Annotated in this window: 10 protein-coding genes; 1 reads left to right on the top strand and 9 read right to left on the bottom strand. The window is 63.8% G+C overall.

The genetic code is table 11. The features are described 5' to 3' along the window. Positions 1-323: 323 nt before the first annotated feature. Positions 324-1,358, top strand: coding sequence for a LacI family DNA-binding transcriptional regulator (locus tag MTP16_RS09205; protein WP_243518663.1), 1,035 nt, complete (start codon positions 324-326; stop codon positions 1,356-1,358). Positions 1,359-1,435: 77 nt separating this feature from the next. Here the strand turns inward: MTP16_RS09205 and MTP16_RS09200 are convergent, their stop codons facing one another. From MTP16_RS09200 to uvrA, 9 genes are all read right to left on the bottom strand, one after another. Continuing rightward, complete coding sequence (locus tag MTP16_RS09200; protein ID WP_243518661.1) at positions 1,436-3,193, bottom strand: T9SS type A sorting domain-containing protein; 1,758 nt, start codon at positions 3,191-3,193, stop codon at positions 1,436-1,438. 188 nt (positions 3,194-3,381) lie between these two features. Then, entirely contained in the window at positions 3,382-4,212 is an 831-nt protein-coding gene (gene prmA, locus MTP16_RS09195; RefSeq protein ID WP_243518645.1) for a 50S ribosomal protein L11 methyltransferase, read from the bottom strand. A gap of 44 nt (positions 4,213-4,256) precedes the next feature. Beyond that, on the bottom strand, positions 4,257-5,669 hold the full coding sequence (locus MTP16_RS09190; RefSeq protein ID WP_243518642.1) for a hypothetical protein: 1,413 nt from the start codon (positions 5,667-5,669) through the stop codon (positions 4,257-4,259). After that, a complete protein-coding gene (locus MTP16_RS09185; protein WP_243518639.1) occupies positions 5,648-6,409 on the bottom strand; it encodes an ABC transporter ATP-binding protein in 762 nt (253 codons plus the stop codon). Before MTP16_RS09185 ends, MTP16_RS09190 begins: the two co-directional genes overlap by 22 nt. A 146-nt stretch (positions 6,410-6,555) precedes the next feature. Next, entirely contained in the window at positions 6,556-6,939 is a 384-nt protein-coding gene (locus MTP16_RS09180; RefSeq protein ID WP_243518637.1) for a hypothetical protein, read from the bottom strand. A 99-nt stretch (positions 6,940-7,038) separates the two neighbouring features. After that, positions 7,039-7,797, bottom strand: coding sequence for a triose-phosphate isomerase (gene tpiA / locus MTP16_RS09175; RefSeq protein ID WP_243518634.1), 759 nt, complete (start codon positions 7,795-7,797; stop codon positions 7,039-7,041). A 75-nt stretch (positions 7,798-7,872) separates the two neighbouring features. Further along, a complete protein-coding gene (locus MTP16_RS09170) occupies positions 7,873-8,754 on the bottom strand; it encodes a hypothetical protein (RefSeq protein ID WP_243518631.1) in 882 nt (293 codons plus the stop codon). A 224-nt stretch (positions 8,755-8,978) separates the two neighbouring features. After that, a complete protein-coding gene (locus tag MTP16_RS09165; RefSeq protein WP_243518628.1) occupies positions 8,979-10,049 on the bottom strand; it encodes a T9SS type A sorting domain-containing protein in 1,071 nt (356 codons plus the stop codon). A gap of 105 nt (positions 10,050-10,154) precedes the next feature. Then, complete coding sequence (gene uvrA, locus MTP16_RS09160; protein ID WP_243520023.1) at positions 10,155-13,007, bottom strand: excinuclease ABC subunit UvrA; 2,853 nt, start codon at positions 13,005-13,007, stop codon at positions 10,155-10,157. Positions 13,008-13,014 lie beyond the last annotated feature (7 nt).

Below are 13,014 nucleotides of genomic sequence, written 5' to 3'. Positions count from 1 at the left end.
GGGCCGGAACTACCCGCGAGATTAGACCACAAAGATGGCGACGCCGTGAAGCCCACGGCGCCACCGCAGGCGATGAAATGGCGGGTTTGGTCGACTCTGCGAACCCAACGCCACGCGACTTAGCGAGAATTTCGTTACTCTTGTACCCGGATTGGCCCGATGAAGCCCTTTTGAAGGAGTGCGCGGCGGCCCCCGGCCATGGCGAAGCCGGGCGGTAGGCAACGCCTTTTTTGCCGAATGAAACTATTCGGGCCGTCCAGCCGCTAGCTTTAAGTGAGCGGCCCCGAATGCTGCCGTTTTTCTTACTTCCTTTCTCAACGCGCTTGGACCCCGTCACCATCAAGGATATCGCGCACGCCCTCAACCTGTCGACCTCGACAGTATCCCGGGCCCTGCGCGACAGCTACGAAATCAGCCCCGAAACCAAGCGGCTGGTGATGGAGTACGCCGAACGGCTCAACTACCGCCCCAACCCCATTGCCCTCAGCCTGAAGGGCAGCAGCAGCAAGGCCCTGGCCGTCATCGTGCCGCAGATTGCGAACAACTTCTTTTCGCAGGCCATCAACGGCATCGAGGCCATTGCCTACAACCGCGGCTACCACGTCATCATCTTCCAGACGCACGAAAGCTACGAGCGCGAAGTGGCCAACGTGCAACAAGCCGTGTCGCGCCGCGTGGACGGCCTGCTCCTGTCGCTTTCCAGCGAAACCTCGGACGTGAAGCACCTGCAAACCCTCATCGACCAGGGCATGCCGCTGGTGCTGTTCGACCGGGTGGCCGGCGAGCTGGACGTGACGCAGGTGGTGGCCGACAACTTTGGCGGGGCCTACGCCGCCACTTCCCACCTGCTGCAGACTGGGCGGCGACGCATTGCCCACCTCACCATTCCGCCCTACCTCAGCATTACGCAGGAGCGCCTGGCCGGCTACCGCGCCGCCCTGGAGCAGTACGGCGTGCCCTACGACGAAAACCTGGTGCGCTACGGCACCTTCGGCCCCGACGAGGCCCAGCCGCTCGTGGACGAGCTGCTGGCCCTCTCCCCGCCCCCGGATGCGTTTTTCACGGCCTCCGACCGGCTGGCGCTGGGCTGCCTGGGCGCTCTGCAAAAGCGCGGCATCGGCGTGCCCGACCAAGTGGCCCTGCTCAGCTTCACCAACTCGCAGTCGGCCCATCTGCTGAACCCGCCCCTGAGCACCGTGACGCAACCGGCCCAGGAAATCGGCCAGCTCGCCGCCGAGCGCCTCATTGAGCTCATCGAGCGCAAGCGCAAAAGCACCGGGCCGAATACCATGAAGCTTCCCACCACGCTGGTGGTGCGCGAGTCGTCGCGCCCGGTGGCGAAGGTGGCAAGCCGATAGAATTAGCGACAGCCAATTGAAAAGGCCCGACCGGATTACCAGTCGGGCCTTTTCAATTGGCTGTCGCTAATTCTAATCTACTCCTTGGTGCACTTGGCCGTCAGGCTTACGTCAGCATTGGTGAAGACCACGAGGTAATTGCCCTTGGCCAGATTGGCCAGGCTCACTGGCGTGGCGGTGCCGCCGGCGCTGGGCGCGAACGTGGCCACGCGCTGGCCAACGAAGTTGTAGACGGTGAGCGTGGCGGCGGCCGTGGCGCGGGGGTGCGTCACGGTCAACCGTTCGCTGGCGGGGTTGGGGTAGAGCTGCAGCGGCGTGAGGGTGGCGCCGGTGGGCTTGCTGGCCGTGATGATGGTCACGAGGCCGTTGAGGTAGTTCTCGAGATTGGTGTAGCCGTTGGCGGCAATGGCTTGGCGGTCGGCGGCGTTGTTGGGGTTGAGGCCATTAGCCGCTTCGTAGGCATCGGTCATGCCGTCGTGGTCCGAATCGGCCGGAGCAGTGCCGCAGTTCAGCACCGGCCAGGCCACCTGCGAAACGCTGAAGAGCGTTTTGGCCGGAAAGCCGCCCTGCACGTCGATGATGGCTCCGGTGCGGTTCTGCACGTCGCTGATGATGCGCTGGTCCACGGCGTCGCGCATGGGCAGCACGCAACCCACCCCTTGCAGCACCGAGTTGTAGGCATCGGTGGCCGACTGAACGGTGAGCGGCGCCACGTTGAACGGTGTGTTAACTTTCGACTGCACGGTATCGGCCAGCGTGCCGCCCTGCATGCTGGCCCCCAGCCAGTTGCGACGGGTATTGGCCGCCGAGCCATCCACGTAGTTGCCGGTCATGTAAATCTGGGCATAGGGCAGCACGGGCGCGGTGGTTTGCTTGTAGGGGTTCACCGTGCGGGTGCGGTTGCTGGTGGTGGAAGGCCCCGGCTTGTAGTAGTTGTTGACGATGTTGTAGTTGCCGCCCTCGCCGCCGTACACGTTGTTGTTGCCCCAGTTGTAGATGACGTTGTTGGTGAAGTCGCAGTTCTCGGAGCCGATGGCCGCGCCGTAGCGGGTGCCGTTCCAGCGCGGGGTGCGGCTCAGGCAGTGGGCAAACAGGTTGTGGTGAAACGAGGCCCGCCGGCCGCCCCAGATGCCGCCGTAGCCGTGGCGCTCGTAGTCGGTGTCACCGGTTTCGAAGTGGTAGGAGTAGTTCAGCGGCTCCGAAATCAGGTTCCACTGCAGGGTCATCGAGTCGGTGGCCGCGCCGTAGAAAGTGAAGGCCTCGTCCATGCTCCAGCTCATGGTGCAGTGGTCCACCACAATGTTCTTGCGCTCGGTGCTGCTCAGGGCGTCCTCGTCGCCGTTGCCGTTCACCATGCCGATGCCGGTTTGCTGCGGGTACCGGTCGCCGGTACGGAAGCGCACAAAGCGGATAATTACGTTGTTGCCGTTCACCTGCACCTGCCGGTCGGCCAGGCAGATGCCGTCGCCCGGCGCGGTTTGGCCGGCAATGGTGGTGTTGGCCGGAATGTTCAGCCGGTTGGTGAGGCGGATGGTGCCGCACACCCGAAACACGATGGTGCGAAACGGAGCCGCCGTGGCCGACTGGCTGCAGGCGTAGCGCAGTGTGCCCGGCGTATTGGTATCGGCCAAGCTGGTTACCTCAAACACCGTGGTGGGCTGGGCCGCGCGGCCGCGGCCGCCCGTCACGAAGCGGCCGGCGCCTTCCGCGCCCGGGAAAGCCAGCTGCTGGGCCTGGGCCGGCGCCGTGGCGGCCAAGCCGCTCACCGTGGCCAGCAGCCCCAGCCCACGGCGCATCCGAAGCGAAGAAAAGAAGCGAGGGAAAAAAGAAATCATGGCGAAATAATTGGGAGTCGAATAGCAAAAATTACCGGGCCTTACCGTCGCAACACGACCGCACCGCCCGGTAATTCCCCTATAAATATGACGCCCCAACCTCCCGGCCTGTGCTGCCAGGTGGGGTTTTATTCGCGCAATCGATGCCGGGAACGATGCCATTCCCGGCCCTTCACCTTACCCTCACGCTACTCCTTCTCGAAAATGGCCGACACCCAGCTGCGCAGGGTGCGGTGGCGCTGGTAGCGCAGGCCGTGCTTGCCGGCCTCGGCCTGAATTTTCGGCAGGTCTTCCTCGTAGAAGCCGCTGAACAGGATGGGCCGGCCGCTGGGCAGCAGGCGCGCATACTCGTGCATGTCCTCCAGCAGCACGTTGCGGTTGATGTTGGCCAGAATCAGGTCGAAGGGCTCCTCGTTGACCAGCGTTTCCACGCCTCCCAGGCGGCACTCGATGTTGTGGCACTGGTTCTCGGCGGCGTTGTCGCGGGCGTTTTCCACGGTCCAGGGCTCGGTATCCACGGCCAGCACCTGGCGCGCGCCCAGCATCTCGGCCATGATGGCCAGAATGCCGGTGCCGGTGCCCATGTCGAGCACGCGCAGGCCTTTGTGGTCGATGTCCAGCTGGTTTTCAATCATCAGGGCCGTGGTTTCGTGGTGGCCCGTGCCGAAGGACATGCGCGGCATAATCACGATGTCGTAGTCGACGCCCGCCGGCTCCGGGTGGAATGGCGCCCGCACCGACACCCGCTCGGCAATGATGAGAGGCTGGAAGTTCTTCTCCCACTCGGCGTTCCAGTTCTGGCGGGTGATGACGCGGTGCGAGTGGTTGAGGTCGCCAATGCCCGAGTAGCGGGCGATGATTTCCTCCACCGCATCGGGGTTGAAGATGTCTTCGGTGGTGTAGGCCCGGAAGCCCTCGTCGGTGTCTTCAAAAGTGTCGAAGCCTACTTCGGCCAGCTCGGCCACCAAAATGTCGGCCAGCTCGCGCGGAGCCTCCACAGTCAGTTCAATGAAATCCATCTTGCTTGAATCTAGAATAAGAGCCCGCAAAGGTCGCCAAAAAATCAGGCGCCGATGCCACGCCACAGGCGGCGGCGCAAGCTACCCTCGTTGCGCAGCACGGCCCGCGCGGGCCAGTAGGCCGATGCCGTGATGACGGCCGCCAGCGCTATGCGCACCCACCACCACGGCAGGAAGTACAGCGCCGCCGACGTGCCCAGGGTGGCAAAGCTCATGAGCGTGCTCGCGTTGCGGTTGTTGCCAAACTGCATCACCTTCACCACGTGCTTGGCCTGGTAGAGGCTGCCCCACAGCCCCAGGCTGGTGAGGGCCGCCGCGCCCAGCGGTAGCAGCCCCAGGTAAGGCCAGAATGCCTTTGGGTAAAGCCCCAGCAGCAGCGCCGCCGTGAGCAGGCAGTCGACGAGCACCACCGGCAGCACCAGCCGCAGGTATAGATGCAGCACTCGCTTAGTTAGGCCCAGGCGCTGGATTTCGTTGGCTACCAGCGTACGCACGAAGCCGAACAGGTTGTTATTGGCGTAGGTGAAGCCCACCAGCGGCATCAGCCCCAGGTAGAAAAACGACTGGCCTTTTAGCTGCTCGTCGTCGCCCAAGCCGGCGCGCGTGATGCCCAGCAAGGCTATTTTTATGACCAGGCCTATCAGCAGCAACGACCATACGCGGGCGAAGTAGGCGCGATGCTCGGGCGAGAGGCGTGCCAGCAGCGAGCCCGAAGCCGTGGGCGCCGCGGCCGGTGCCGCCTCATCGGGCAGGTAGCGGGCGCTGAAGTAGGGCCCCAGCATGTACAGCTGCCCCGCGCCCAGCAGCCACGGCAGCACGGCCATGCCCACGCCCAGCGGCGGGTTGTAGGAAGCCTCGGGGTGCGCCAGCCACCACAGCATCAGGCCCAGGCTGGCCAAGTGGGCCAGCATGAGCGGGTGCCGCCAGCGCCGCAGTGCCACCAGCAGCCGCAGGTTGAAGCTGAACACCGTGGCGCCCAGCACCAGCAGCAGGCTAAAGCCCGGCACCGCCGCGTGGCGCCAGGCCACGGCCAGTGCCGTGAGCAGCGTGGCCACCACCAGCAGGCGGCGCAGCGTTATCAAATCGAGCAGAAAAGCAGCCACCACGTTCCAGCGAGCCGATACGGGGTAGTGCTCGGGCAACACGCGCGCCACCGGCCGCAACGCCGGCAGAAAATCGACCAGCAGCGCCGACACCAGCCAGGCCGCGTTCAGGCCCACCAGCATGGTGGGCACGAAATCGGGCGACTCATCCAACGCATCGGCGTGGTTGAGCAGCGTGCCGAAACCGGCGCCATAGGCCATCATAAGGGCCAGCAGAAGCAGGGCCGTGGCGCGCTCGCCGCCGTCGGCGGGCCAGAGCACGGCGCGCAGGCGGCGGCGCAGCAGGTAGGGCAGGAAATGGCCGAGTCGGCCGCCGGAGCTGCCGGTTGGCGCTAGCGCTGCGAGGTCAGCCATGTCAGGTCCTGGGCTTGGTTGGTGGCAGGGTGCAGCAGCTGCAGCAGGGCGTCGCCGAGGTCGGCGCGCTCGCCCTGGGCAAACTCGGCCATGGTGCCCCAGAATTTCACTTCGCTCTCGTCGATAATGAGCAAGTGCGTGGCCAACTGCTCGATGTGGCCCAGGTTGTGCGACGACACGAACGTGAGGGCCTGCGGCTGGTAGCTGCGCAAGAGGCTCAGCACGCGGTCGGCCGCAAACACGTCGAGGCCGTTGAAGGGCTCGTCCAGAATAAGCAGCTCGGGGCGGTGCAGCAGGCAGGAGGCAATGGCCACGCGCTGCTTCATGCCCGTCGAAAATGTGCTTAGGCGCTTGCGGCGCACGGTTTCGTAGTCCTCCAGCAGGTGGGCCAACAGGCTGGCGATGCGCGCCTGCCCATCGGGCAGCTCGTAGATGCGGGCCACAAACTGCAGGTATTCCTCGGCCGTCAGCTCCTCCACCAGGTAGCCCTGGTTTACGAGCGCGCCCATGCGGCGCTTCACCGCCACGGGGAAGGTTTCGCCCTGCGCCTTCCCGTCGATAATAATCTGGCCGCTGCTGGGCAGCAGCACGTTGGTGAGCAGGTTGAAGAGCGTGCTTTTACCGGCGCCGTTGCGGCCCAGTACCCCCACGCACATGCCGGGGCCGGCCGTCAGGCTCAGGTCGCGCAGCACGGTTTTTGGCCCGAAGCTTTTGGTCAGGTTTTGTAAGGTTAAGTCCATGCAGGGGTAGAAATTAAAACATCGTGCCGAGTGCAGCCGAGGCCTCTGGCAAGCCGCAGCGACTCAATCGTTCCCACGACCAAATCATTACTGCGGCCTGCCAGAGGCCTCGGCTGCACTCGGCACGACGTTCTTTTGGCCTTCGTTTAGTTGTTCGATTTGCAGCCCGCAAACGAGCGCACCGTGGTGTAGTGAATGCTGAAATCGGCGCGGCTGCGGTCCTTCACCACCAGCAGCACGTAATCGGCAAAATCGCGGGCGGGGGCGTCAGCCCAGAGGCCGGGCTTGTCGGCAAACAGCTTGTTGTTCTCCCTGAAAACCAGTACGTCGGCAAAGGCTTCCTCGGGTTCTACGTACACCGTGCCGTAGCAGTAGCTGCGCCGGGCGGGGTCGGTTTCGAGGTACACCGAGCCGAAGATTTTGCACGGCTCCAGCGGGCCAGCCACGTGCGTTACTTTGGCGGCCGGAGCCGCAACAGGCGGCGCCGGGGCAGTGGCCAACAGGGCCGTGAGCAACAGGGAAAAGAACATCGGGATAGTGTTGATTTTTAAATACTGAGGGCTGAATGGCAAATGCGGTGCCGCGTTGCGCTTTTCAACCCAACCCTCGACCCTAAAAATTCAACATTGCTAAAACGACTGGATGATGGTCGTGAAATCGGCCGCTTTCAGCGAGGCGCCGCCGATGAGGCCGCCGTCCACGTCGGGCTGCGAGAAAAGCTCCCGCGCGTTCTGCGCGTTGGCCGAGCCGCCGTAGAGAATGGTGGTATCGAGGGCGGCCTGGGCGTCGTAGGCGCGGGCTATCTGCTCGCGGATGAAGGCGTGCACTTCCTGCGCCTGCGCGCTGGTGGCGGTGCGGCCCGTGCCGATGGCCCAGATGGGCTCGTAGGCAACGACCACCTGCGCGAATTCCTCATTGCTGAGGTGGAACAAGCCGTTGGCCAACTGCTGGCCGATGAAGTCAAACGTCTCGTCGGCCTCGCGGGTGTCCAGCGACTCGCCCACGCAGAAAATGGGTTTGAGCCCGGCGGCCAGGGCGGCTTTTAGCTTCTGACTAAGCAGGTCATCGTCCTCACCAAAATACTGGCGGCGCTCCGAGTGGCCCAGAATCACGTACTCGCAGCCCACCGAAGCCAGCATCTTCGCCGATACCTCGCCGGTGAAGGCCCCGCTTTCTTTCTGGTGGCAATTCTGGGCGCCGAGGTGCAGCTTGCCGCCTTGAGGCAGGGCCTGACCCACGCCCGCCAGGAACGGAAACGGCGGGCACAGCACCACCTCGGGGCCGGTGCCGTTGGCTTCGTTCAGTCGAACAATTTCTTCTACCAGGGCCAGGCCTTCCTGGTAGGTCAGGTTCATTTTCCAGTTGCCGGCAACGAGGTTTTGGCGCATACTAAGCGGGGCGAATTAGGGTTGAGAGTTCGCCGCAAAGCTACGGGGCAAACCGCCGGCCGGGGCCACGCCGCTTTAGTGGTTCTGCCGGGCGGCGTTGCGGGCGGCAATCTCGGCTTCAATGGCTTTGGCGGCTTCGTCGCGCAGCTGCCAGGGCGTTTTGCGGCCTCCCACGCGCGCGAGCTTGATGCCGAGCACCAGGCACAGCACCGCGCCGGCCAGGGCAACCCAGCCCAGCTCGGGCACCTCGTGCACGCGCGCCACCCACAGCCACGCCAGCGCCCAGGCCACCACCAACGGAAACACCAAATCCCGGAATGCCCGGCTCATGATTAGGGCCAAGGCCACAATGACCAGAATCAGCAGCAGCGCGAGCGTCACCGACACGCCTTCCGCCGTTTGCCAGCCCAGGTGCCGCAGGCCCAGGGTGATGTTGACCACCGTGGCCACCGAAATCCAGCCCAGAAAAAGTGAAAACGGCACGCCCACCCACACCGGCGCGGCCTCAGCAAAAATGCGGCGACGCACGCGCCCGTAGGCCACGGCCAGGCTGGCGAGGATTAGCAACATCACGCCCACGCCGGGCATAATCAGCTCGTAGGCAAACAGCACCACCCAGGCGCTGGCCCCCAAAGCCGCCAGCGTGAGCGGCTTGGCCACGGCATCGGGCAGCGAGAGCTTCCGTTGCGCGGGCAGCAGCTGCCATACCGAATACACCACCAAGCCCAGAAATATCAGTCCCCAGATGCTGAACGCGTAGCCCGCCGGCGTGAGCAGCGTGGGGTACGCGGCCGACACCTGCCCCATGGTTTGGCCATTGAAGGGGTGGACGTTGGCGTAGTAATTAATGAAAATAGTGCCCCAAATGGACAAGGCCGTGAGCCAGCGCCAGGCGTAGCCGGTAGCCGTGGCATTGGGAGCAGCGTATTGGTCGGGGGCGGTGGTGGCGGTGGACATTATGCAGAAGGGTGGGTGGTATTACCTACGTGCCCGTGAAGCGGTTGGATGGGGCACGGGGCTCCCCAGTCTGCATGCCGCGAGCATTTCAACTTCCAATTGGCTTGGAAGCGCCTGCCGTCCCTTTGCTCGTGGCGCTGCGCTTGGGGCTACAACGTTACATTTTCTTCCTCAATTATTCGCATCCGGGCGTTTGCTATCAGCAACGGTGCCCGCAGCGCAGGTTATTCGCTAACCTGAAACCGCTGGGTAAGCGTGGCGGCGGCTCCTTTGGCCACCAGCACATACAACCCCGGGGCCAGGCCCCGCAGCTGCACCTCCGGCCCGGCCGTGGTCTGCACGCTGGGGTACACCCGTTGGCCCAGCGTTGTGTACACGGCCAACTGCGCCCCGCTCAGCGCGGGTGCCAGGCGCACCGTCACGTTTCCGCCCGGGGCCGGATTGGGGTATACCTGCACCTGAGCCCCCGCCGGCCGGCCGGCCACGGCGGCCAGGGCCAGCGTGTGCAGGGCCTGGGCTTCGGCGGCGGTGAGGACGCGGTTGTAGAAGCGGGCCTCGTCGAGGCCGCCGTTGAAGTTCAGGCCGAAGCGGTTGGCATCGGTCAGGAAACCGGTGCGGCTGGTGCTGTAGCCGGGGTTCAGGTCGATGAACATGCTGGCCGTGGCGTTGAGCTGGAACACCGTGCCGCTCACGGTACCGTAGTCGGGGCGCGACGACACGTAGGTGAGCGGCTGGGCCACGCCATCCACGTACAGCACCACTTGGCGGGTGCCGCGGTTCACGGTGGCAGTGGCCGTGTGCCAGAGGCCGTCGTTGAACGAGGCTTGGGTGGCTAGGCCCAGATTGCCGTTGTAAGAGCTGGCGGCCACTAAATTGAAGAAAACCTTGCCTACCTGGACGTTATCAAAGCCCAGGCTCCAGCCGCGGGCGCCGCTGCCGGTGCTGCCGCTGGCCGAGTAGTAGCCCTGGTTGCTGAAAAACGCCTGGGTAGCCGACGACAGCGTCCGGAAGGCTACCGAGAAACTGAAGTCGCCGGTGGTGCCGAAGCTAAGCAGGCCGTTGGGCGTAATCCACACCTCGCCGCCGCCGCCCAGCTGCAGCGCCGCGTTGGGCTGGCTGCGCCGGTCGGAGCCGTAGGCTACGTTGGTGGCGCTGTTGGTGCTCATATTGCCGGTCGCGTCGGTGGTGTTGCCGTCGAACGGAAAGCGGCACAATAGGCCGCTATTTAGGTTTTGGGCCGCTGCGCCGTGGCCCAGCAGGCAGCCGAAAAACACGTAGAGTAGCTTTTTCTTCATCTAAAATATTTACTGTGCGGCAGTTGGCCTGCGTAGTTCAAACTGTTGGGGCGCAACGCTCAGGCTGGTTTTAGCCTAACCGTTGCGCCCCAAACAATTTCAAAATTACACCTTTTCTGCCAGGAAACGGGCGGTGTGGTTGGTGTCTTTCAGCTTCACCATGTCTTCGGGCGTGCCCTCAAAGAGCAGGTGCCCGCCGTTGAGGCCGCCCTCGGGGCCGAGGTCGATAATCCAGTCGGCGCACTTGATAATGTCGATGTTGTGCTCGATGATGAGCACCGAGTTGCCTTGCTCGATGAGGGCGTTGAGGGCGCCCACCAGCTTGGCGATGTCGTGGAAATGCAGGCCTGTGCTGGGCTCATCGAAGATGAACAGAATCTTATCCTGCTGAAGCGTAGCACCTTTGGTGAGGAACGAAGCCAACTTCACGCGCTGGGCCTCGCCGCCGCTCAGCGTGTTGGCCGACTGCCCGAGGCGGATGTAGCCCAGCCCCACGTCTTCGAGCGGCTTGAGGCGCTCGGCTACCTTGGGCTGCCCCTGGAAGAACTGCACGGCGTCGGACACCGTCATTTCCAGCACCTCGTCAATGCCTTTGTCCTGGAATTTGATTTCCAGAATGTCCTGCTTGAACTTGTGGCCGCCGCAGCCCTCGCAGGTCAAATAAATGTCGGCCATGAACTGCATCTCGATTTTCACCTGGCCTTCGCCCTGGCACACCTCGCAGCGCCCGCCGTCCACGTTGAAGCTAAAGTGCGAGGGCTTGAGGCCGCGCGCCTTGGCCAGCGGCTGCTCCGAAAACAGCGTCCGGATCTGGTCGTAGGCCTTTACGTAGGTGACGGGGTTGGAGCGCGACGATTTGCCGATGGGATTCTGGTCCACGAACTCGACGTGCGTCACCTGCCCGTTCACGCCGGTGAGGCGGTCGAACTTGCCGGTGCTTTCGCCTGCGCCGCCGCCCAGCATCTTCATCAGGGCCGGCGCCAGAATGCGCTTGATGAGCGTGCTCTTGCCCGAGCCCGACACGCCCGTCACCACCGTCATTACGCCCAGGGGCAGCTTCACACTCACATTTTTGAGGTTGTTTTCGCGGGCGCCGGTCAGCTCCAGCGCGTTGCGCCAGGGGCGGCGCACCTTGGGCACGGGCACTTCCAGACGGCCGCTCAGGTACTGGCCGGTGTAGGTGCTGGTGTCCTGCAGCAGCGCCTCCATGGTGCCCTGGAACATGAGGTTGCCACCGCCGCTGCCGGCCTCAGGGCCGATGTCAATAATCTGGTCGGCGGCTTCCATCATCTTCTCTTCGTGCTCCACCACCACCACCGTGTTGCCGAGCTGCTGCAACGAGCGCAACACGCCGATGAGTTGCTCGGCATCCTTAGGGTGCAGGCCAATGCTCGGCTCATCGAGCACATACATGGAGCCCACCAAGGCCGAGCCCAGCGAGGTGGCCAGCGAAATGCGCTGGCTTTCGCCGCCGCTCAGCGTGTTGCTCAGGCGGTTCAGGGTGAGGTAGCCCAGGCCTACGCGGTTGAGGTAGCCGAGACGGTTGGTGATTTCCGTCACGAGGCGCTCGGCCACTTTGGCGTCGTGCTCGCTCAGGCTCATGTTTTCGAAGAACTTCAGCCCTTCGGAGATGGGCAGCAGCACGATGTCGGCAATGCTGCGGCCGTCGATTTTCACGTACTGCGCGTCTTTGCGCAGGCGGGTGCCGCGGCAGTCGGGGCAGGTGGTGCGGCCCCGGTAGCGGCTCTGCAGCACGCGGTACTGAATTTTATGGGTTTGCTCGCTCACCCACTTGAAGTAGGAATCGAGGCCCTGGAAGTGCTTGTTGCCGGTCCAGAGCAGGCGCTGCTCCGCCTCACTCAGCTCATTGTAGGGCCGGTGGATGGGGAAGTCGAAGCGGATGCCGTTTTTCAGCAGCGGCTTCAGCCATTCGCCCTGCTTCTCGGTGCGCCACGGCGCAATCGCCCCTTCGTACACCGTCAGGCTCTTGTCCGGAATCACCAGGTCCTCGTCGATGCCCAGCACCGAGCCGAAGCCCTCGCAGGTCTGGCAGGCGCCGTAGGGGTTGTTGAAGGAGAAGAAATTGACGCTGGGCTCTTCAAACGTGATGCCGTCGAGCTCGAATTTGTCGGAGAACGTGCGGGTTTCCGGCTCACGTTCGGCGCCGGACATTTGCACCAGGCAAGTGCCGTGGCCTTCAAAAAACGCGGTTTGCACCGAGTCGGACAGGCGGAAAAGCAAGTCCTCGTCATCAGGGCGCAGCACGGCGCGGTCAATCATGATGAACACGTCGCCCTTCACTTCGGGCCGCCCCTCCCCTAGCAAGTCCTCGATTTGCGAGGTTTCGCCGTTCACCACCACGCGGCTGTAGCCTTTTTGCAGCAGCAAATCCAGTTCCTTGCTCATGGGGCGGCTGGGGTCGGGGCGGTGCAGCGGGGCCAGTATCATGGCGCGGGTGCCTTCAGGCTGCGCGGCCAGGAAATCGACCACGTCGGCCACGTTATCCTTGCGCACCTGCTCGCCGCTCTCGGGCGAGAACGTTTTGCCCACCCGCGCAAACAGCAGCTTGAGGTAGTCGTAAATCTCGGTGCTGGTGCCCACCGTCGAGCGGTTGTTCTTGATGCTGACCTTTTGCTCGATGGCGATGGCCGGCGAAATCCCGCGGATGTAGTCCACGTCGGGCTTGTCCATGCGGCCCAGAAACTGGCGGGCGTAGCTGCTCAAGCTCTCCACGTACATGCGCTGTCCCTCAGCATACAGGGTATCGAAGGCGAGGCTCGACTTGCCCGAGCCGCTCAGGCCCGTGACGACGATGAACTGGTTGCGCGGCAGGGCCACGCTGAGGTTTTTGAGGTTGTGAACCCGGGCGTTTTTGATGAGGATGAATTCGCGCGGGTCGAGGGCATCAATGGCGTTGTCGGATGGGGCCGACACCTGCAAAGCGTCTTTTTTGGGCATAAACGAG

This window comes from Hymenobacter monticola, assembly GCF_022811645.1.
In the GTDB taxonomy this organism is placed as follows: domain Bacteria; phylum Bacteroidota; class Bacteroidia; order Cytophagales; family Hymenobacteraceae; genus Hymenobacter; species Hymenobacter monticola.
This window is presented reverse-complemented; position numbering and strand designations above follow the sequence as displayed.